Source organism: Synechocystis sp. LKSZ1 (genome assembly GCF_040436315.1).
Taxonomy (GTDB): Bacteria; Cyanobacteriota; Cyanobacteriia; order Cyanobacteriales; family Microcystaceae; genus Synechocystis.
The window spans coordinates 2,312,943-2,333,642 of record NZ_AP031572.1 but is presented as its reverse complement, the minus strand read 5'-3'; the positions used below and the strand labels follow the sequence as shown (position 1 = coordinate 2,333,642).

Below are 20,700 nucleotides of genomic sequence, written 5' to 3'. Positions count from 1 at the left end.
ATCAAGCGGGCCATAGCCATTGCAGGTTAATCTCAAAATTCGGTAAAACCGTTTCTCCCCCTAGGCTAACCGGTCGGGTCAAGATTTCGGGCGATCGTCTTGGGCGATAGATTTCAACCTGCTGGGCCAGGGAATTAATCAACCACCCCAATTGGGCCCCCGCGGCCAGATATTCTTGCATTTTTGCCTGGGTCGTGGTGAGGGTATCCGTAGGCGACAATAATTCCAAAACGAAGTCAGGACAGAGAGGCGGAAATTGACGTTGCTGGTCTGGGGTCAGGGCCTGCCAACGCGCCTTCGTTACCCAGGATAGATCGGGAGAGCGGTCGCCTCCCCCCGGTAGCCGAAAACAGGTCGAGGAATCAAAGACAACCCCCAGATCATAGGTTTCATTCCACAGCACCAAACGCGCAATCAAGAGGGCATTGCGACGGCCAGTTTCTCCGCCGGTTGGGGGCATAATCAATAGCTCTCCTTGGGGATTTCGCTCAAACTTCAGGTCAGGATTTTGCTGACAAAGGGCGACAAATTGGCCCTCACTGAGGTGAATAGCCGGTTCCAGTTTTAAAATTGTCGTTTCCATGACCTGACGGGGAAAGAGAGAAACCATACTGCCAGCCTAGCAGGGCCATCGGCCGCTAATCGTCAAAATTAACGCCATCGAGACAGGTCTGGTGAAAAATGACTCCCTGGAGATGGGCCCCCCGCAGGTCAGCGCCCCGCAGGTCGGCTCCCGTAAAATCGGCTCGGCTCAAGTTGGCCCCCCGCAGATTGGCCCCCGGTAAGCGGGCATAGTTGAAACGGGCCTGAATCAAGGTGGCCCACCGCAGATCTAGGCCGGCCCCTTCAATGGCCACAAAACTAGCCTCGGGGGCATAGGCCTGTTGAAAATGGCCCTGGACAAGGGTAGCCTGGCTCAAATTAGACCGGTAGAGATAGATGCCCTGGGCCTCGGTTTCCGTAAAGGTGGCCCGCTGAAAATCGGCCTCATTGCCATGGGCCGCCGTTAGATCCGCCTCGCTGAGGTTACAGCGCTGGAGACGGGCCCGGTTCAACGTGCTTTGGCGGAGGTTGGCCTGACGGAGACTAGCCGCAATCAGATTGGCCTCCTGCAAGTTAGCCCCGAAGAGATTGGCCTGGCGCAAATCCCTTCCCATCAAGTTGGCCCCGTGGAGATTGACGTAGGGCAGGGCCAATTGAATTAAGGAACCGTTGGTAAAGACTAAAGACTCCTGGGCACCGGCCATCACCTGCAAGCTATTCATCAAACAAAGGGGTCTCGTCGGAGAGCAAAATACCGCTGATGCCTGGGGAATCCAGCTTCGGCATTACAATTATAGAGTTAACGGGCCCTGGGACGGGAGCAACGCTTCAGGCATAAGAGTAAATTTATGGCACTTATTCAATGGTATCCCGGTCACATCGCCAAGGCAGAGCGGGAACTGAAGGAGCAACTCAAGCGCGTCGATGTGGTGCTGGAGGTGTTGGATGCAAGAATTCCCTTAGCTTCCCACCATCCCCAGGTGCCCCAGTGGATCGGCAGTAAGCCCCGTCTTTTAATTCTGAATCGCATGGACATGATCCCTGAAGAGACCTGTCAGGCCTGGTTGGCCTGGTTTAGGGGCCAGGGGGTAGAGGTTTTTAGTGCCAATGCCAAACTGGGAACTGGCATTAAGGCCATTAGTAAAGCGGCCCAAAAAGCGGGCCAGAGCGTCAATGAACGACGGCAACAACGGGGTATGCAACCCCGCGCCGTCCGCGCCGTCGTCATGGGCTTTCCCAACGTGGGAAAATCGGCCCTGATTAATCGCCTCCTGGGGCGCAAGGTGGTGGAAAGTGCCCGCCGGGCAGGGGTCACGCGACAACTGCGCTGGATTCGCATCTCGGACACCATTGAATTGCTGGATTCTCCAGGGGTAATCCCCCTCAAACTCGACAATCAGGCGGATGCGGTTAAGTTAGCTATTTGTGAAGACATCGGGGAAGCGGCCTACGACAACCAACGCACGGCCATTGCCCTGATTCATCTCCTAGGCCAATTAGGGTTAGACGCTATTTTGGCCCAACGCTATCAGTGGGAACTGGCGGGCCAAAGCGCCGAGGATTATCTGGCCAGCCTGGCTGAGCAACGCTACCAGCAAGACCAGGAACGGGCGGCCCGGCAACTGCTGAATGATTTTCGCAAGGGCCTAATGGGGCCCTTACCCCTAGAGTTACCACCGGCCAACGGGGAGGGGTGATTTCTGATTATTGTTAAGTCTGCTTTAAAAAGTAAGCCGGGCCAGAGTTTATCGTCTAAAATTCTGGGGCAATGACGATTTTTAACTACGCTGATTGCTTCTCCACGTTTTTAGAGGATTTTAACAATGGATCAAGACTCTCCCAAATACCGCATGGTTTGTACTTTGACCTTCGGTGATATTTATGGACAAATCATTGTCTGGTTAATTGTTATTTTTCTTTCCTTGGCTACAGCCCTGGCCCTGTGGAGTAGTACTCGGCAGATCTACGCCCTGGCTACCGTTGGGCTAGTGCTGGTTTTATCGTTACCGTTTTTATTGTTTGCATTCGTAACCACCTTGTTTAATCACCTCGAATTTGTGCCGGTGGATTTAGAGGGGGCCGGCCTGGCCAAAGGCCTACGGAAGACAGTCTAGGTACGCGCTATCTAAGGCTAGGTGCTTTCTTCATCGATAATACTGCCCCGGTCTAGAAGCAGTAGTTGGCGCAATTGATCGGTGTCGAGTTGGGTTAACCAGTTTTCCCCGGCGTCAACCGTTTGTTCCGCTAGCTGTTGTTTGCTTTCCAGAATTTGGTGGATTTTTTCCTCCAGGGTGCCGGTGCAAACAAACTTGTGGACTTGGACATTACGGGTCTGGCCAATGCGAAAGGCCCGGTCCGTGGCCTGGTTTTCCACGGCGGGATTCCACCAACGGTCAACGTGAAAGACATGGTTAGCACGGGTTAAGTTGAGGCCTGTGCCGCCGGCCTTGAGGGAAAGGATAAAGAGTTGAGGGCCATCGGGGTCGTTCTGGAAACGCTCGATCAGGGCCTGACGTTTGAGGCGGGGGGTGCCGCCATGGAGGTAGAGGACATCCCGTTTAAATTTGTGGGTTAAATAGGGTTGCAAGAGATGGCCCCATTCCGCAAATTGGGTAAAGATTAGGGCCCGTTCCCCTTCGCTCACCACTTCTTCCAGCATCTCTTCTAGGCGGAGTAATTTGCCGGAGGCCTCTGGTTGACTCAACTGGGGTTCCTTGAGAAACTGGGCTGGATGGTTGCAGAGTTGCTTCAGTTTCAGGATCAGGGTCAGGATCTGGCCATGGCGTTGAATGCCGGTGCTGGTTTCAATATTTTCTAGGGCCTGATCGACCAATTGCTGGTACAGTTCTGCCTGACGACGGGAGAGGGCACAAAAAACCGTCATTTCCTGTTTAGCGGGCAGGTCTTGAATGATGCTCTGGTCGGTTTTGAGGCGACGCAGGATAAAGGGCCGCACCAGACTCCGGAGGGCGTAGAGGGATTGACGGTCGCCGTATTTTTCGATGGGGGTAGCAAAGCGTTTTTGGAAGTAGGCCTGACTGCCCAAAAAGCCAGGGTTCAGAAAATCTAGAATTGACCACAGTTCCCGCAGACGGTTTTCCACCGGGGTTCCCGTCAGAGCAATGCGAAAACCGGCGGTGAGTTGACGGACGGACTGAGACTGCTTAGCTTCAGCATTTTTAATATTTTGGGCCTCATCTAGAACAATACCCCGCCACTGGACAAGCTTGAGACTGCTTAAATCGCGGTGTAGGAGGGAGTAACTGGTCAAGATCAGATGTTGCGATTGATAGGCCTTGAGCAGGGGTTGGCCCTTTTTACGGCGGTCGCCGTGATGGAGGGTGACTTTCAGACCAGGGGCAAATTTTTGGACTTCATGCCACCAATTGCTGAGCACAGAGGTTGGACAGACGACTAGAACCGGTTGCTCTAAACTGGCTTCGGCCTGGAGATGGAGCAGAAACGCCAAGAGTTGAGGTGTTTTCCCTAATCCCATATCATCAGCCAGACAGGCCCCCAGGCCCCAGCGTTCCAAGAAGGCTAACCAGCCTACCCCCCTGGCCTGGTAGGGTCTCAGCTCTCCTTTAAAACCGGGTGGTGCGGCCATGGGTTTGACCCCTTGGGGATTGCTCAAGGTCTGGATTAGGTCTTGGAGAATACCCGTGGCCTCAAACTTAACCACGGGAAGTTTGGCCAGGGTTTGGCGCTCTCCCACGGCTAGACGCAGGGCCTCTTCAACGGTTAAATCGAGCGGCCCTTGGCGTTGTTGTAGAATTGCCTGGGCTGCCCGGACTTCCACCGGTTGCAGAATTAGCCATTGGCCGCCAATTTCCACTAAGGGAGAACGCTGGTCTAGTAAGTTCTGGAAATCCCGCTCGGAAATCACCTGCTTCCCCAGCATCAGTTGTAACCGATAGCTCACCAAACTTTGAAAGCTGAGACGTTCACCTTTTTTGGGCTGGACTTGGCTCTGAATACTGACCCCCAGACGTTGACTGGATTGGCCGCCCTGGAGGCCCGCCGGTAGAATTACCCCCAGCCCTCGGTCTTGCAACTGCCAAGCAATGGCCTGAATAAACTCGTAGGCCTGGATAGGGTCAAGGTCACAGCCCGTCGGATAGCCAGTTTCTAAACTCTGGGCAATGGGGGGATAGTAACGAGACGCGAGGCCTAGACCCTGCAAGAGCGTTTCCGAGGGGTGATGGATTGTCCGGCCGTGATAAACCATGGCTTCGGCCTCGAGTTGCCAAATACTGGCCGCTTCGACTTGAAAGGTTGCCTCATCCAGGGCCTGAAGCAGATACTCTAGCCGCCAGTTTTCTGACCCGGATGGCGGTGGGGCCAAACGGAGGGCCACTCGAAATTGACGTTGTTCCAGAGCCCGATTGTGGCGATGCCCTAGATAGGTCTGGATGGGGAGTTGCCAGTGCTGGAGGGGGGTGAGTAGTTTTTGGGCCGTGCTTTCTGGTAATGGTTGGGGCGTTCGAGAGACTAACCCCTGGAGCCAAGGCTGTAACCAAGGCTCTCGGTTGGCCATGGGGGTGAGGCCGCTTTCACCGATGATGGCCTGGAGCAGGCCCTGGAGACAGTCGAGAATTAGGGCATGGGGGCCGACTTCTTGCTTAGAATGGCTATCGGCTAAACAACAGGGCGGCAAGGCCTGGCAGAGAAGAGCTAAACGAGCTTGGTCGAGGGTACTGTCTAAAACGGGATACCAAACGGCCTGGGCTCCTAGCCTATCTGCTTGCACGCCAGGCACCATCTTGCCCCGGGCCAAAAGGTCTAAACTCCAGCGGTAGAGATGGGCAAAGAAAAAGAGCTCCTGGCCCCAGAAGGGGGCTTCTGTTTCTCCTAGGGGAATCGCCTGCAAAAGTGCCAACGTTTCGGAGGGAGCTAAGGCCAGGCCAGAGATCTGCCAGGGAGTCAAGGTCAGACCCTGGGGCTTAAGGCCCTCTCCGATTTGACTCGCCAAGAGCGGTAAGGATTGTTTTTTCTGGACGCGACTGGGAAGCGTCAGGGTCTCCGTTTGGGGTTGGGCCCTGGTCATCTTTAAAGACAGTTCCTGCTCTAGCCAGACCTGGAGTTCAGTGCTGTTGAGGCAAAAAGGATGAAAAGGAAGCTTTGCTTCAGGCTCAGGGGGAATCACCTCATCTCGCCAGGTTTCTCCCCACAGAAAAAAAGATCTCCCCATGGGAGTCATCCGCCAGCTACCGTGTAAGGTTGCCATTGCCAACACCGTTAGTACAGTCAAAATTAATGGAAGGAGAAAACGTTTGTTAGGAGCGGTTTTAGATCGAGCCAGGGGGAGATGAGCTTGGCCCCTCGTCCTGTATTGAAGGGATAAAGCTCAATCGTCAGCCATTGCTCGGGCTGTTGGGGTAAGCGGTCGGCCCATTCAATAGCGGTGAGGCCGAGGGGATAATCCTGACCAAGCCAATATTGTTCCAGGTAAAGCTGGGCCACTTCCGTCGGGGCCAAGCGATAGAGGTCAAGGTGGTAGAGCGGCAGACGGCCCTCGAGGTATTCATTAATTAAGGTAAAGGTCGGACTGACAATGGGCTCGGTAATGCCCAAGCCGTCACCAATGCCTTGAACCAGGGTGGTTTTACCGGCCCCTAGGTCTCCCCTCAATAAAATCACACTCCCCGCTGGCAGGCCCTGGCCTAGGGCCTGGCCCAATCGCTGGGTATGGTGGGCCGTGGCGAGGAGGACTTCATACTGTCCATCAAGCATGGTGACTAAAAGGCATCGAGGTCAATGGCCCGCGACCCACCGGCCTTGAGTTGTTTTAGCAAACTATCCAATTGTCGCCAGACTAGAGCCGCGATAAACAGCGTGACCGGCAAGGAGATGGCGTAGGATAGCCACCGATCGCCGAGGAAAATTTCCACCCCCGAGGAGAGAAAGACACAAATCCCCAGACAGATGCCGAGGAAAGGGAGCTGTAGATCTAAATCCCGCAGACTGCTATTGGGCGTTTTCAGCCATGTGCTTACTTTTTGTTTCAGGGTCGCTTCAAAGGCCAGGCCACAGGTAATACCGACAAAGAGGCCGACGAAGACCAGAAAATAAGGGGGTTCTGGCAAGTAATACATGGCATTAATAGGAAATAAATAAACCAACAGACATCATACCAAATTGGCCTCCCTGGCCTAGCGGCTAGAACCGGCAGGCGTTTGGGAAATCAGAGTGGTTACCCCGGTCAGGGAAAAATCTCGAATCGCATTAATGGCAACGGAAAAGATCTGCTGAGGTTTAATTTCATCCTTAATCAGGCCCCAGAGTCGTTGCACCTCGGCCGTATGCAATCGTTCGTCTTCCGTTAGGGCCAATAGTAGCTGACGACGCAGATACAGCCCTTCTTCGGACATCAGATACTGGAACCCCATCTGGGCCGTGGGCAATAGGTCAAACTGACTATCGGAACGGGCGATAGCAATCATGCTTTCTAAACGTTGCCACTGGAACTTGCCATTTTTAAACAGTACATTTAACAGTTGGCGCCGCAGTTGGGGGGATTCGCCGGTGAGTAAACGCCGGGCCACGTAGGGATAGGCGACTTCCACAATCTTGAAGTTGGGGTCGAGGCTCAGGGCCGATCCTTCCTGGGTGACGAGGGAACGAATGATCAGGGCAAACTTAGCCGGTACCCGAAAAGGATACTCGTACATTAGGGCCGAAAACTCATCGGTAATCGTCTTGAAGTTAAAATCCCGTACACTCTGGCCGATCGCCTTCCCCAAGACCTTTTCTAATGCCGGGATAATGGGACGAATATCCGTGGACGGGGCCAGGAAGCCCAAGCTGACAAAGTCCTCCGCCAGGGCCGCATAATCCTGGTTAATCAATTGCACCACGGAACTGGCCAGGGTCTCCTTTGTTTGGGTTTCCAGTTGGTCCATCATGCCAAAGTCAATGTAGGCTAAGCGCCCGTCGAGGGTGGCGAAGAGGTTCCCCGGATGGGGGTCGGCGTGGAAAAAGCCATGTTCCAACAGTTGCCGCAGGCCGGACGTCACCCCAATTTTGACGATGGCGTAGGGGTCAACGCCTGCCGCTCGAATTTTATCCGTCTCGGTCAGCTTAAAGCCCTGAATCCACTCCAGGGTCAGTACCAAGGGGCTACTAAACTGCCAATAGATGGCCGGTACCTTAACTTCAGGATCTCCATGGAAATTTTCCGCAAACTTTTCTGCGTTATGGCCTTCGTTGAGGTAGTCAATTTCCTCAAAGAGTTTGATGCCAAACTCATCCACGATCAAGGTCAGGTCATGGCCCAAGTTCAGGGGCAGAAAGCGACCAAAGCGGCTGGCCCCCCAACGCAAAAGACAGAGATCTAAACTTAAGACTTGACGTAAATAGGGCCGCTGTACCTTAACGGCCACTTCTTCACCGCTGTAGAGCACCGCTCGGTATACCTGGCCAAGACTAGCGGCCGCAACGGGGTGGGGGGAAATTTCTCGATAGGCCTCATCCACGGCCATGCCCAATTCCCGTTCCAGAATAGCAAAGGCCAATTGATTGTCGAAGGGGGGCAGTTGATCCTGGAGTTTAATTAGTTCTTCTAGAAAATCGGGCCGGATCAGGTCTGGACGCGTGGAGAGGGCCTGGCCCACTTTGATAAACGTTGGCCCTAAACGGGTCAGTAATTCTCGCAGATCGCTGGCCTGCTGGGCCTTGCGGGCCTCGCCTTGGCCCGTCCAATGATCCCACAGCAATCCTCCTAAAAACCAAAGAAAGGAGCCTAAAATGAGCAGGGCCCGTCCCAAGAGTCGCCAGGGACGAGAGCGGTAGTAACGGGAGATGGCCGCGGGATCGTAGATACGAATCCCTTCAATACCAGCGGGCGGGCTAGAAACAGAAGCAGTCGTTGGAGACACAGGTTACAGGGACGACAGTAAAGAGGATATTAAGGTGACTTAAAGAAGTGAGAAACAAAGCTTGTTATGTTTCTTAATCTTAACATTTGTAAATATCCGCGATTGTAGAAGGTTCTCTCTGCTGGCGGGTAAATCGCAATAAAACGTTACAGTTTTCTCGCCCTAGCGCTTTTTTTCTATCCCAACCATAGACTCAGGGGATGATGACAAGGGCAGATACCAACACGTCAAGTTAAAGCGATAGACTTTTACCCCTCCGCCTCCGGCACCTCCCCTTGGTAAGGGGACAGTGAGCTCAGTGGTATCGTCGGGCTTCCGAGATTGGCGATGACACCTCTAGGCCAGCCCAAACGGCGATAATTCTTGGGCCAAGCTTGGATGTTGGAGACCATTACGCCAGAGGATCAGGGCGTCCTCTTGGGTATCGGGATAATATTTTTTGCGTCGTCCGGCGACTTGAAAGCCAAACTTTTCGTAGAGAGCCAGGGCCCGCTGATTGGAAACACGAACCTCTAGCGTCGCCCGCTCCAATTGTCGAGTCACGGCTTGGGCCAACAGCGTCGCTAGTAACCGGGAACCGAGGCCCTGCCCTTGGTGATCGGGATGAATCATTAACAGCGTAATGTGGGCCTCTTCTAAAATTTGCCAAAAGGCCCCGCCCCCAATAACACCGCTGGCCAGATGGGTCAAGCGGAGTAAAACACTGTTGGGACTTTCCCATTCCCGCTGGTAGCCCGCTAGCGTCCACATGCCACCTAGACATTGTTGGTCAAGCTGGGCTAGGGCCGGTAACTCATCCCGTTGGGCGTAGGATAGATGATAGACAGTGGTTAAGGCAGGAGGGTTGACCACAGGAGCAAGGGCAAGTTTTGAGGCCAGAGGTTGGTCAATCACTACGAGCTAGGGCGTTATCGACTAACCACTACCGATACTGTGTATTCTGCCATGGCCGAGAACCGCAAGCGCGGTTTACTCTCAAGATCAGGTTCTTTGACTCGGTCAATCTCAAACCAAACCTAGAGACTGCTACCATGCTGTTCCCTGTTGCGCCCTATTCCGCCTCGCTAATGACGGCTCCAGCTCCTGACTACTCCCGCTTCCGTTGTCTACGCTGTCTAACCGGCCATGAAAAATCTGTCTATGCCCTGGCCCTGAGTCTCACGGGAGAGCACCTCTATAGTTGGAGTTTGGACGGCGCGCTTAAAATCTGGGATTTAGCCTCTGGCCATTGTCTGCGCACCCTAACGGGCCTGCATCAAATTAAGGGCCTGTGGATTTCTGCCAGGGAGGAGTATCTGGTCACCTATAGCTGGGATGAACCCATTCAATGTCGGCATTTACCGGCCCGTCAATCCCTCAACGAAGGCTATTCATTCGGCTCAAGACAGCCGGTTAGTAGCTTAGCCATTAATTCTACGGAGACCTGCCTAGCCAGCGCGGATTGGAACCATCACATTCACCTTTGGCAGTTTCCAACGGGAGATTACCTTGGCCCACTCGTTGGCCATCAGGGGGATATCAATAGTCTGACCTTTACCTCAGATAATCGTTATCTAATCAGTGGCAGTTGGGACGGCACCATTCGTTGCTGGGATTTAGACTTGGGGGCCTGTGTCCAAGTCTTGACCAGTCATTCTCAGCAATTTGACAAGGCGGTCATCACCCAGGATGCCAGCCGAATTGTGGCCCTAGGTAAAAATAAAGCCATCAGTATTTGGGATGTCCGTCAGGGTAAATGCCGTAAAACTGTGCGTGGACATAGTAAAAGTATTGCCGATCTTTTGGTTAGCCCCGACAACCACGTCATTATCACCGCCAGTTGGGACGAAAGTATCCGCTTTTGGGAACTGGAGACGGGCCATTGTTTTCACCAGCAACGGGAACACCAGGGACGGATTTGGTGTGCGGCCCTATCCAGAGATGGCCGTTATCTCGTCACTGGGGGCCAAGACCGACAGATTCGACTCTGGGGCAATTATTTGCCTACAGAAGACCGACAAAATGAAGCGGCCCTCGACCACTCAATAATTCCAGAATCAATGCAATAAAACCCAGCATCGCCAAGCGGCCATTCCAGACTTCGGCCGCCGTTGTCATGCCCCACTCCCAACGTTCCTGGGGGTACATCTTCATATTTTTCTTGGGATGGGGAACCGTCTCAAAGGTGCAGGGGGGTTGGGACAGAGAATCTACCACCATTTGGGCCAAAGCGTTGATAAAAACGGGATGGGTATTGAGGGCCGGCACCCGTAGGAAATTGGAAATCCCCGCTTCCTCTGCAATTTCTCGATATTCAATATCAATTTCCTGGAGGGTTTCAATGTGTTCCGAAACAAAGCTAATGGGAACTACTAGTAAATCCTTGATCCCTTCCTGACCGAGTTCATGCAGGGCATCTTCTGTGTAGGGTTTGAGCCATTCTACAGGGCCGACTCGGCTTTGGTAAGCCAGAGTATGGGCATTGGGCCGGTTCAGGGTCTTCATGATCAGGCGAGTACAGGCCTCAATTTCTGCCTGGTAGGGGTCGCCGGCTTCATCGACGTAGCTTTGGGGAACACCGTGGGCACTGAAGAAAATATGCACGTGATCCGGTTGGGGAAATTTGGCCAGTTCTTGCTGAATCAGGTCGGCCATGGCCTGGAGATAACCTGGATGATCGTACCAAGACGGAATCAAAGTATAGTCTAACTGCTGTAGAGTGAGGTCTTGCTTCCACAATTCCTCTAGCACACGAAAGCTAGAGCCACTGGTACTGATGGAAAAATGGGGATAGAGGGGCAAAATCACCAACTGCTGAATCTGGTCTCCCTTAATTTGAGCCATGGCTTCCTCGGTGAAGGGATGCCAATAGCGCATGCCAATGTAAATGTGGGCGTTTTGGCCCATTTCCGTTAATTTTTGGCCCAGGGCCTCTCCCTGAGCTTCGGTAATTTGCAGAAGGGGAGAGCCGCCGCCAATTTGTTCGTAATTTTTTTGAGACTTAGCACTGCGGAGGGTTGAAATGAGCCAGGCTAAGGGTTTCTGCAACCAGGGGAAGGGCAGTCGAATAATTTCTGGGTCTGCGAAGAGATTAAAGAGAAAAGGACGGACATCCTCTAGTTTCTCCGGCCCTCCTAAATTGAGCAACAATACCCCAACACGACCCATGGCATTAAAAATAAATGGTTTTTGTTCAGATTCTTTACCAAGTTTAACAATATTTGGCCAAAAGGGAAGTCTTCGCTCAGATCGGCTCAGGGAGCGGCATGGAAGGGACTAGAATTTATCCGTATCCGGTCGTGGCCCGACCGCCCCCGGTTGGTTGATAAATAAATTGCCCGCGGCTTCGTTTTGATAAATGCAATCAATCTTGGGCTTGCCCTCTAGGGGCCCGGTAAAGCCGAAGGTATTCATACGGTTGCGGCAATCATTGACCTGTTGGCCATCCACTAATTTCTGTTGCTCTAAAATTGTCCAGTTACTACGCCGCAACACACAGCCGGGTTGCATTACGGGTTGGGTGACATAGACATTGAAAGGGTTTAAGGTGACAAATACCCGCATATCCGTCACAATGGCGCTGGCTCCAAATTGAATGCAGAGTTCCGTATTGGGGGCACTGCGGTCGATGACTTCCCGAGAGGCAACGTTTTCAGGGCTAAAACTAGCGGTGGACGTAAAACCAATACCGACCCCAATTCCGAGGACAAAAATGCCTCCCAGCAGGGCCAAGCTACCGTAATTAAAATTAAATTTATTTTGATTGCGGGGAGTATCGTAGTCTCGCTCTGGAGGATAACCCCGAGGGGGTGTATAGCGGGGGGGCGGTTTACGGGCCATAGATATTGAGAGGATGGGGGGATGAGCTAGCAGGGCTCAAGATTCAGCGAGGGAAGAGGAGGAGGGCTGAGGCCTGACCTCCAACAATCCCTGGCCAGTGCTGGATGGAAGTCGTTTATTTACCCATGCCCAACTGCTGGGCCTTTTGGTAAACTTTGCCCTCGGTCAACAGGGAGGGCGCAATGACCACTTCGACCTGTTGCATTTCTTTGATGTCCTTGGCTCCCAGGGTTCCCATACTGGTTTTCAGGGCCCCGAGTAGGTTGTGAGTGCCATCATCTAACTTAGCGGGCCCGGTTAGAATTTCGCGGATCGTTCCCGTCGTGCCCACATTAATCCGAGTACCTCGGGGTAAAACAGGACTGGGGGTGGCCATCCCCCAGTGGAAACCCCGTCCGGGGGCTTCAGCGGCTCGGGCAATGGGAGAGCCAATCATGACGGCATCGGCCCCGCAGGCAATACATTTACAGATATCACCACCGGTAATAATGCCACCATCGGCAATAACCGGCACATAGCGGCCGGTCTCGGCCTGGTAATCATCGCGGGCGGCCGCACAATCCGCCACCGCTGTCGCCTGGGGAACACCGACGCCTAAGACTCCACGGGAAGTACAGGCGGCCCCTGGCCCAATACCGACCAAAATAGCTGCCGCCCCGGCTCTCATTAACTCTAGGGTGACTTCATAGGTGACGCAATTACCCAGGATGACGGGCATGGGCATTTCTTGGCAAAGCTTGGCCAAGTCTAATACTGGCACCGATTCGGGCGAAAGATGAGCCGTGGAGACAACCGTGGCTTGAATAAACAGCAGATCGGCTTGGGCCTCGGCTACAACCGAAGCAAATTTGGCCGCGCCCACAGGGGTCAGACTGACGGCGGCAATGCCCCCTTGGGCCTTAATTTCGGTAATACGCTTGTGAATTAACTCAGGCTTAATCGGCTCTGCATAGAGTTCTTGCATCAAGCCAACAAACTCTGATTTGCCCACGGACGCGATCCGATCTAGGACGGGATTAGGGTCTTCGTAGCGAGTTTGAATGCCTTCTAGATTGAGAACCCCCAAGGCCCCCAATTCAGACAGGAGAACGGCCATTTTGGTGTCTACCACACCATCCATGGCGCTGGCAATAATAGGAATTTGTCGTTCGATACCACCAATATGCCAGTGAGTATTAGCTAAGACAGGGTCTAAAGTACGCACTCCGGGGACCAGTGCAATTTCATCGATTCCGTAGGCTCGACGAGCGGTTTTTCCCCGTCCAATTGTAATAGTCACGCTGTTTGATTTCCCAAAGTATTTGCCTAGGGTATCAAATTTTTTCGCTCTTAGCTAACCTCTAGGTCGGCCCTTACCCACCGGAGCTGTCATACAAGCTACAAAATACCAAAACGAGATAAAAACCAATGCTCTATTTATTTTCTATGACCCCTACCCTTTAAGGTGGTGTATGCGTGCCCACTGCTCTGGTGTGACTCGAAAATTAGTACTGTTCGGGGCCTTGATGACCAGTAGATGTTTTAGCACCTGGTCTTGCTTGAGTTCGTGGCGGCGGAGGGGTTGGCCCAATAGTTTACGAGTAAAACGAAGGTAGGCCCGGGGCTTATCAGCCCGCTGATTTCCCGGTATCAGCCAATAATTTTGATCAGGGATGTTGGTTAAAACCTGGGGAGCGGCAATAATCTCTGCCAAGGCATAGATCCCGGCTTCTGGTCCTGCAATCCACACCAAGACACCATCTCCCGCTTGGATTTCTGAAGCATAGCGAGTGACTAACCAGGGCATTGTATCCAAATCTCGGATAGCATCCTGGATGCGATAGTATTTGGGATTTCCTTGAAAGAGCCAGTAGGCCATAGCAACAACGCTCCTTTTTCCCTAAGCAAACCAGATTAGACCACCGATAAGCACCACGGCTAGGGCAATGGCAACCAGAATAAAACCATTGTCCCGCGTATTTATGCGACTAGTATCCTCAAAATAAATAGGGGATGGCGGCGGCTTTTCTTTTTTGGCCCGTTGAAATTGCACATAGGCTGGGCGTTGGCCCTCTGTTTGGCTGAGATCAGGAATTTCTGTTAGCCACTCCTTAGGCCGAGCCAGACGGGGGGCCTCCAGAATATACAATACTTGCTTACTCTGCTTGCGACAGTCGGGATCGGGGTGCCGGGTTAGCTTACGACAGAGATTTCTCGCTTCACTTAAATCCCCCGCTGCCTGGTAGGCCATGACTAACCAGAGTTGAGTTTCTCCCCCTTCTCGTGAGCCCAGACTGGTAAGCTTCAGGGCCGCTTCAAAGGCCGTAATACTCTGGCGGTATTGCCCCCGCTCAAAGGCGTCTCGGCCCGCTTGAAATTGTTCTCGAAAACTGGCAGAGGAGTCGCTCATGGCCAGGGCCTACATGCCGGTAATCTCGTAACCCGCATCGACATAGATGATTTGTCCGGTAATCCCACTGGCGAGATCACTGGCCAAAAAGGCCGCTGTATTGCCCACTTCTAACTGACTGACGGTGCGGCGTAGGGGGGCCTTTTCTTCGACGTGGTGAATCATGTCTAAAATACCGCCCACCCCCGAGGATGCCAGGGTGCGGATGGGGCCAGCGGAAATGCCGTTGACACGAATGTTGTGGGGGCCAAGTTCAGCGGCCAGGTAGCGAACACTCATTTCTAGGCCGGCCTTGGCAATCCCCATCAAGTTGTAATTGGGAATCACCTTAACGCCGCCGAGGTAGGAAAGGGTCAGGATACTGCCCCCCTCGGTCATTAGGGGTTTGGCCCCCTGGGCTAAGCGCCCCAGGGAATAGGTACTAATCTCCAGGGCCTGGCTAAAGGCCGCTCGGGAAATATCCGTGAAGTTGCCCGTCAGGCCTTCCTTGTCGGCAAAGGCGAGGCAATGGACTAAGATATCGAGCCGGCCCCATTTTTCCTGAATGGCCTGATAGCAATCGTCGATCTGGCTTTCCTGCTGTACATCACAGGGCAAAATCAAGGCTGGATTGAGGGGCTCTACTAGCTCCCGGACTTTTTTTTCAAACCGTCCCTTGTCATCGGGTAAAAAAGTAACCGCCAATTCGGCCCCCGCCTGGTGGAGTTGTTGGGCAATGCCCCACGCAATGGAGCGATTATTGGCAATCCCTGTGACAAATGCCGTTTTTCCCTTCAGATTTAACATACTATTTTTGTAGAACGCAGTAATCCCTCAAGGCCCTGAAATGGCCAGGGGCCCAATCTATTACTATACGCCCCTGGGGTAATGACCCAGCATATCCAAGACCGACTTCTAGGCCTGGGGAGCCGATTGGGAGAGGAAACGAGGCAGATCGATGGGCCGACGAGATGTTTTTTGGGGTTGGATCGAAAAACTGAGTTTTTCCCGAGCTGGGCGGGCTGGCAGAGGAGTCACCTCTGGGGCTAGATAGGATGGAATGGCCAGGGCCGGTTCAGTGACAGGCAATGTTTCTAGGGTCGGCGGTGGGCTCTCTACTGCCGCGACGCTGGGAACCAGCGGGGACTCCGATTCAGCTAGGTCTGGGGAAGTTGTTGAGGGAGAGCTCGACCAGGGCCGAATTTCGGAGAGTTTGCCCGTCAGGGCGGCAATGGCGCTGGCAATATCCGAAGAGGGTTGGAAATTTGGCTGAGTTAGACACTGTTCCAGCGCTGACTTGTACTGGAGGGTGTAGCGTTGTTGGCGTTGGAGACGAGCTTGGAGGTCTTGGGTCTGATGCTCTAGGGCCGCCATCTGTTGGGACTGGAGTGCTTGGTCTTGACGGAGGCGTTGGCATTCCTGCTCGAATTCTTGGACTTGTTGTTGACTGCGAGCCAGGTCTTCTGCGAGGGTTTCCACTTGGAATTGTTGATGCTGGGCTTCCTGTTGATAGACCGTCAGTTCGGCCACCGTATGGGCCAACTGCTCTTGAGCGGTTTTCAGGGCCTCAGCCTGCTGTTGAATTAAATCATCATTACTCTGGGTACGGCGGTCTTGACCTGAGAGTTGTTGTTCGGCCTCCGCCAGGGCCAATTCTAGAATTTGGACTTTTTGTTGAAGGGCCTGATGGGCCTGGAAAAAGGGCGGAATCAGAGAAGGCGCGGTTTTTTGTGTAGTCTGCTCTACCAGGGCCAATAGTTCCATTTCCGGGTCTTCTTCTAGGCCAAGGTGGTCAAACATGGCCTCAAAATCATCGGCTTCAGCATCGAGTTCTAACCCCATTTCTTGAAGGGATGAGTTGAGGTCAGCAGCGTGCTCATGGTGACTCGGCTCATCGGCGGAGAAGAGGGAAAAGAAATCAGCGTTACTCATGGAGGCAGGGACATAGAGAGAACTATAAGCTTAGAGATGGAATCCCTAGGGCTTTAGTTTCCATTTTGATTCACGATTTTGATTTTGGGTGGCGTTGTTGATGCCATTGCCAGGCATGGCCAATGATGGTTTCTAGCTCTGCGTACTGGGGTTGCCAGGCCAGTATCTCTCGGGCTTTAGTACTACTACCAACTAGAACGGGAGCATCACCGGCCCGACGGGGAGATTCGACGACAGGAATAGGGAGGCCGGTCACTTGCTCAGCGGTTTGAATCACCTCCCGCACCGAAAAACCATTGCCATTACCTAGGTTAAACACCTCACTATCGCCGTTTTTCAAAAGATATTGCAGACCCAGAATGTGGGCATCGGCTAGATCACAGACATGGATATAGTCTCGAATTGCTGTTCCATCAGGGGTATCGTAATCCGTGCCAAAAAGAGAAAGATGGGAACGGTGGCCCAGGGCCGTTAGCAAGGCCAGGGGAATCAGATGGGTTTCAGGATAGTGGTCTTCTCCCAGTTGGCCGGTTGGGTCGGCCCCGGAGGCATTGAAATAACGGAAAATGACTGACTTGAGGCCGTAGGCCTGATCAAAATCCGCTAGTATTTGTTCCACCATGCGTTTACTGGTGGCGTAGGGACTGAGGGGATTAATGGGATGCTCTTCTGTCATGGGAATGGCCTGGGGGAGGCCATAAACTGCACAGGTGGAGGAAAAGACAAATTTTTTGACCTCGGCCGCCAGCATGGCCTCCAGCAGGGTCAAGCTCCCGAGCACGTTATTACGGTAGTAAATCGCGGGATGGTGTACCGATTCGCCAACCGCGATAAAGGCCGCAAAGTGCATGACGGCAGCAATGGTATAGTCCTGAAAAATACGGTCGAGCAAGGGGCGGTCATGGGTATCCCCCACAATCAGTTCAGCCCCCAGTGGCACCAGGAGTTCGGCATGGCCGTAGGACAGGTTATCCAGCACTAACACCCGATAGCCGGCTTGCTGGAGGGCCTTAACCGCATGGGCTCCAATGTAACCGGCCCCTCCCGTCACCAGAATTGTGGGTGGCTCTACCATAATCGTCTCTATACTTGAGAAATTCCCTCCCCATTATTCCCGACTTTTGTATCCCGATGCTAGACACCCTCGACCTAGACCTCCGCTTAAGTAAAGATGATTACCAGGGCCAAATTGAAGATTTAATGCGTCAATTGCGTTCCCTCCAGCAGACCTGCTGGGAAGAACAAGTGCCGGTGATTGTCGTGCTAGAAGGTTGGGCCGCCGCGGGCAAGGGAACGCTACTCAAGAAAATCACCAACTACATGGATCCCCGGGGATTTCGCGTTAATCCCACCTTTACGGCCACGGAACAGGAACGCCTTTATCCTTTTCTGTGGCGTTTTTGGGGCAAAATTCCCCCCAAAGGTAGTCTCGGTTTTTTCTATCATAGTTGGTACACCAACTGTCTAGAGGAGCGCCTTTTTAACCGGGTGACACCGAGCCAGGCCCCTCTGCAAATGCGTGACATCAACGCCTTTGAGCATCAATTGGTAGATGATGGGGTCGCCATTGCTAAATTCTGGATTCACCTCAGCCGCAAAGAATTGAAAAAGCGCCTCAAGCGCTATGAGGCCGATGAGTTGGAATCCTGGCGAGTGCGCCCAGAGGATTGGCAACAGGAAAAACATTACGATGAGTACTGCGCCCTAGCGGAGGAAATGCTGACCTACACCAGTACGGGAAATGCTCCTTGGGTTTTAGTAGAGGGCAATTGTGAGCGCTGGGCCCGCGTCAAAGTGCTGTCGCAACTAGTGGCCGTCATTGTTCAAGCCTTAGATAATCTCAAACTACCGCGGGCCGAACACCTGCCACCGCCTCCTCAGACAGAACTCCTACCAACAGAGCCCAACTTTTTAGCCAAAGTAGACTTGACTCGACATCTCAAAGCCGAAGATTACTCTGGACAACTGCGAGAAGCCCAGGTCGAGCTACGCCGCTTACAAGTTCAAATTTATCAACACAAAATTCCGGTGGTGGCCCTCTTTGAAGGCTGGGATGCCGCAGGCAAGGGGGGGGTAATTAAACGCCTAACCGATACCCTCGACCCTCGCAGTTATCAAGTTAACGCTTTTTCGGCCCCCAGTAAAGAGGAGGCGCGCTATCATTATCTCTGGCGTTTTTGGCGTAAGTTACCGGCTGGGGGGGGAATTGGTATTTTTGACCGCAGTTGGTATGGCCGGGTGATGGTGGAGCGTATCGAAGGCTTTGCAAGCGAACTGGAATGGCGTCGGGCCTATCGGGAAATTAATGAGTTTGAGGCTCAACTCGCCACGGGCCGCTACGTTGTTGTTAAATTCTTTTTGCACATTAGCCCCGAGGAACAACTCCGGCGGTTTCAGGAACGGGAAAAAAATACCTTTAAGCAGTACAAGCTGACGAATGAAGATTGGCGCAACCGGGAAAAATGGCCCCTCTACGACGTGGCCATTAATCAGATGATTGCTCGCACCAGTACCCCGGCGGCTCCCTGGACGGTAGTTCCCGCCAACGATAAATACTACGCCCGAGTCCAGGTAATTCAAACGATTATCGATGCCGTGAAGGCCGAGTTAAAACGCCGAGTATAATGCCCTAGAATCAGCTGGTTATCCCACCCTTACGTTTACTATGATTTCTGAACTCCAGCAAGCCCTCGATTTACTGAAAAGCTACAGTTGCCTCACGCCCAAAATTCCCCAGAATGAGGCCGAAAAGCAGGCACTGCGCCAGGCCATTACCTTGGTTTGTCAGGAATCCGAGTCCGAAAATTTAGGCATCTGTGCCGAGACCGTCCAGGAAGCGCAACAGGCCTTGGCCAGTTATCTCCAGGCCCTGGGTTACAGCAATCTGGTGCTGAATTCCTTAGAGCAAGGCTCCGGGCCGGTTTATGTCAAATTCAATACCCAAAAACAAAGCCCCTACCTGGATAGTTACGATGGCCCCTACCGGGGGGTGCTGATCGCCTTTCAGAGTGACAGCGAAGCAATTAACGGAACCTATGGTTATTTCCCCCTCGATCTGTTTGAAAACCGTTAGGTTTTAGGGATTATTTGGGATCTAAATCGTAGGCCTGTTGATAATAAGCCTGGTATTCTGCCGAGAGGAGGGGCCGCCACCAATCCTCATTGTCTAAATACCACTGCACCGTTTTCCGCAGGCCAGTTTCGACAGTGACCTGGGGTTCCCAGCCCAACTCCCGCCGAATTTTGCTGGCATCAATGGCGTAGCGTCGGTCGTGGCCCGGCCGGTCTTTGACAAAGGTGATCAGTTGTTGGCAGGGCCTTACCGGCAATTGGGGGGCCAATTCATCCATTAATTGACAGAGCAGATAAACTAAGTCTAAATTCTTGACTTCATTATTGCCGCCAATGTTGTAGCGTTCTCCGGGTTGGCCCTGACGGAGGACGGTTTCCAAGGCCCGGCAATGGTCTTCCACGTAGAGCCAATCCCGTACGTTTTGACCATCGCCGTAAATCGGCAGGGGCTTACCCTGCAAAATGTTAATACACATCAGGGGAATTAACTTTTCGGGGAAGTGGTAAGGGCCATAATTATTGGAGCAGTTGGTGATCAGGGTCGGTAGGCCGTAGGTGTGGAAATAAGACCGGACGAGGTGGTCGCTACCGGCCTTGGAGGCGGAGTAAGGACTGTTGGGGGCGTAGGCCGTGGTTTCGGTAAAGGCTGGATCCGTGGGGGCCAAACTGCCAAAAACCTCGTCCGTTGAGATGTGGAGAAAACGAAACTGGTCGGCTTGGCCCTGTTGCAACCAATACTGACGAAAACATTCCAGTAGATTAAACGTGCCCACCACGTTGGTCTGGACACAGGCCACAGGGCCTAAAATCGAGCGATCTACATGGGATTCAGCGGCAAAATGAACAACGGCCGTAATCGCTTCCTGTTCTAGAATTTCGTTCACGAGGCGTTGGTCATTAATATCCCCTTGCACAAAGCGAAAATTGGCCTGACCTGCCAGAGGAGCGAGGGTTTGATAATTGCCGGCATAGGTCAAGGCGTCTAGGACGACCAAACGATCCTGGGGATAGCGGCGACACCAATGATGGACAAAATTGGCACCAATAAAACCGGCCCCACCCGTGACGAGAAGATGGTGAAATGCCATG

Annotated in this window: 21 protein-coding genes; 5 read left to right on the top strand and 16 right to left on the bottom strand. The window is 53.0% G+C overall.

The features are described 5' to 3' along the window. Nucleotide 1 precedes the first annotated feature (1 nt). Both ABXS88_RS10715 and ABXS88_RS10710 read right to left on the bottom strand, forming a co-directional pair. Entirely contained in the window at nucleotides 2-583 is a 582-nt protein-coding gene (locus ABXS88_RS10715; protein ID WP_353674806.1) for a Uma2 family endonuclease, read from the bottom strand. A gap of 55 nt (nucleotides 584-638) precedes the next feature. Continuing rightward, nucleotides 639-1,265, bottom strand: coding sequence for a pentapeptide repeat-containing protein (locus tag ABXS88_RS10710; protein ID WP_353672039.1), 627 nt, complete (start codon nucleotides 1,263-1,265; stop codon nucleotides 639-641). A gap of 126 nt (nucleotides 1,266-1,391) precedes the next feature. Between ABXS88_RS10710 and ylqF the strand changes: the two genes are divergently transcribed. Both ylqF and ABXS88_RS10700 read left to right on the top strand, forming a co-directional pair. Next, nucleotides 1,392-2,240 (top strand): ribosome biogenesis GTPase YlqF, encoded by an 849-nt coding sequence (gene ylqF, locus ABXS88_RS10705; protein ID WP_353672038.1) that lies wholly within the window; start codon nucleotides 1,392-1,394, stop codon nucleotides 2,238-2,240. Between the two features lie 126 nt (nucleotides 2,241-2,366). After that, nucleotides 2,367-2,657, top strand: a complete 291-nt coding sequence (locus ABXS88_RS10700; protein ID WP_353672037.1) for a hypothetical protein — start codon at nucleotides 2,367-2,369, stop codon at nucleotides 2,655-2,657. A 17-nt stretch (nucleotides 2,658-2,674) separates the two neighbouring features. Here ABXS88_RS10700 and ABXS88_RS10695 read toward each other — a convergent pair whose 3' ends face one another. From ABXS88_RS10695 to rimI, 5 genes are all read right to left on the bottom strand, one after another. Next, nucleotides 2,675-5,770, bottom strand: a complete 3,096-nt coding sequence (locus ABXS88_RS10695) for a DEAD/DEAH box helicase (protein WP_353672036.1) — start codon at nucleotides 5,768-5,770, stop codon at nucleotides 2,675-2,677. 26 nt (nucleotides 5,771-5,796) lie between these two features. Next, complete coding sequence (tsaE, locus tag ABXS88_RS10690; protein ID WP_353672035.1) at nucleotides 5,797-6,276, bottom strand: tRNA (adenosine(37)-N6)-threonylcarbamoyltransferase complex ATPase subunit type 1 TsaE; 480 nt, start codon at nucleotides 6,274-6,276, stop codon at nucleotides 5,797-5,799. Between the two features lie 5 nt (nucleotides 6,277-6,281). Further along, entirely contained in the window at nucleotides 6,282-6,638 is a 357-nt protein-coding gene (locus tag ABXS88_RS10685; RefSeq protein WP_353672034.1) for a hypothetical protein, read from the bottom strand. A gap of 57 nt (nucleotides 6,639-6,695) precedes the next feature. Further along, the gene (locus tag ABXS88_RS10680) at nucleotides 6,696-8,420 is read right to left on the bottom strand and encodes an AarF/ABC1/UbiB kinase family protein (RefSeq protein WP_353672033.1); all 1,725 of its coding nucleotides are present in this window, start codon (nucleotides 8,418-8,420) and stop codon (nucleotides 6,696-6,698) included. A 336-nt stretch (nucleotides 8,421-8,756) separates the two neighbouring features. Next, nucleotides 8,757-9,272, bottom strand: a complete 516-nt coding sequence (gene rimI / locus ABXS88_RS10675; RefSeq protein ID WP_353672032.1) for a ribosomal protein S18-alanine N-acetyltransferase — start codon at nucleotides 9,270-9,272, stop codon at nucleotides 8,757-8,759. A gap of 179 nt (nucleotides 9,273-9,451) precedes the next feature. Here rimI and ABXS88_RS10670 point away from each other — a divergent pair, with 179 nt between their 5' ends. Further along, nucleotides 9,452-10,468, top strand: coding sequence for a WD40 repeat domain-containing protein (locus tag ABXS88_RS10670; protein WP_353672031.1), 1,017 nt, complete (start codon nucleotides 9,452-9,454; stop codon nucleotides 10,466-10,468). Here ABXS88_RS10670 and hemH read toward each other — a convergent pair. From hemH to galE, 8 genes are all read right to left on the bottom strand, one after another. Beyond that, nucleotides 10,404-11,567: a ferrochelatase gene (gene hemH / locus ABXS88_RS10665; protein WP_353672030.1), complete on the bottom strand. Its 1,164-nt coding sequence runs from the start codon at nucleotides 11,565-11,567 to the stop codon at nucleotides 10,404-10,406. The genes ABXS88_RS10670 and hemH overlap by 65 nt on opposite strands. A 108-nt stretch (nucleotides 11,568-11,675) precedes the next feature. Beyond that, nucleotides 11,676-12,239 carry a DUF3172 domain-containing protein gene (locus tag ABXS88_RS10660; protein WP_353672029.1) on the bottom strand — a complete coding sequence of 188 codons (564 nt, stop codon included), beginning with the start codon at nucleotides 12,237-12,239 and terminating at the stop codon, nucleotides 11,676-11,678. Nucleotides 12,240-12,354: 115 nt separating this feature from the next. After that, a complete protein-coding gene (locus ABXS88_RS10655) occupies nucleotides 12,355-13,518 on the bottom strand; it encodes a GuaB3 family IMP dehydrogenase-related protein (RefSeq protein ID WP_353672028.1) in 1,164 nt (387 codons plus the stop codon). Nucleotides 13,519-13,671: 153 nt separating this feature from the next. Then, a complete protein-coding gene (locus tag ABXS88_RS10650; protein ID WP_353672027.1) occupies nucleotides 13,672-14,097 on the bottom strand; it encodes an EVE domain-containing protein in 426 nt (141 codons plus the stop codon). 21 nt (nucleotides 14,098-14,118) lie between these two features. Continuing rightward, the gene (locus ABXS88_RS10645; protein WP_353672026.1) at nucleotides 14,119-14,628 is read right to left on the bottom strand and encodes a tetratricopeptide repeat protein; all 510 of its coding nucleotides are present in this window, start codon (nucleotides 14,626-14,628) and stop codon (nucleotides 14,119-14,121) included. 9 nt (nucleotides 14,629-14,637) lie between these two features. Further along, nucleotides 14,638-15,414, bottom strand: coding sequence for an enoyl-ACP reductase FabI (gene fabI, locus ABXS88_RS10640; protein ID WP_353672025.1), 777 nt, complete (start codon nucleotides 15,412-15,414; stop codon nucleotides 14,638-14,640). 108 nt (nucleotides 15,415-15,522) lie between these two features. Further along, the gene (locus tag ABXS88_RS10635; RefSeq protein WP_353672024.1) at nucleotides 15,523-16,539 is read right to left on the bottom strand and encodes a hypothetical protein; all 1,017 of its coding nucleotides are present in this window, start codon (nucleotides 16,537-16,539) and stop codon (nucleotides 15,523-15,525) included. 70 nt (nucleotides 16,540-16,609) lie between these two features. After that, nucleotides 16,610-17,614 carry a UDP-glucose 4-epimerase GalE gene (galE, locus tag ABXS88_RS10630; RefSeq protein WP_353672023.1) on the bottom strand — a complete coding sequence of 335 codons (1,005 nt, stop codon included), beginning with the start codon at nucleotides 17,612-17,614 and terminating at the stop codon, nucleotides 16,610-16,612. A 56-nt stretch (nucleotides 17,615-17,670) separates the two neighbouring features. Between galE and pap the strand changes: the two genes are divergently transcribed. Both pap and ABXS88_RS10620 read left to right on the top strand, forming a co-directional pair. Next, nucleotides 17,671-19,164: a polyphosphate:AMP phosphotransferase gene (gene pap / locus ABXS88_RS10625; protein ID WP_353672022.1), complete on the top strand. Its 1,494-nt coding sequence runs from the start codon at nucleotides 17,671-17,673 to the stop codon at nucleotides 19,162-19,164. A gap of 40 nt (nucleotides 19,165-19,204) precedes the next feature. Next, a complete protein-coding gene (locus tag ABXS88_RS10620; protein ID WP_353672021.1) occupies nucleotides 19,205-19,612 on the top strand; it encodes a DUF1824 family protein in 408 nt (135 codons plus the stop codon). A gap of 10 nt (nucleotides 19,613-19,622) precedes the next feature. On the opposite strand, the gene rfbB is transcribed toward ABXS88_RS10620, so the two are convergent. After that, nucleotides 19,623-20,699: a dTDP-glucose 4,6-dehydratase gene (rfbB, locus tag ABXS88_RS10615; protein WP_353672020.1), complete on the bottom strand. Its 1,077-nt coding sequence runs from the start codon at nucleotides 20,697-20,699 to the stop codon at nucleotides 19,623-19,625. Between the last annotated feature and the right edge of the window lies 1 nt (nucleotide 20,700).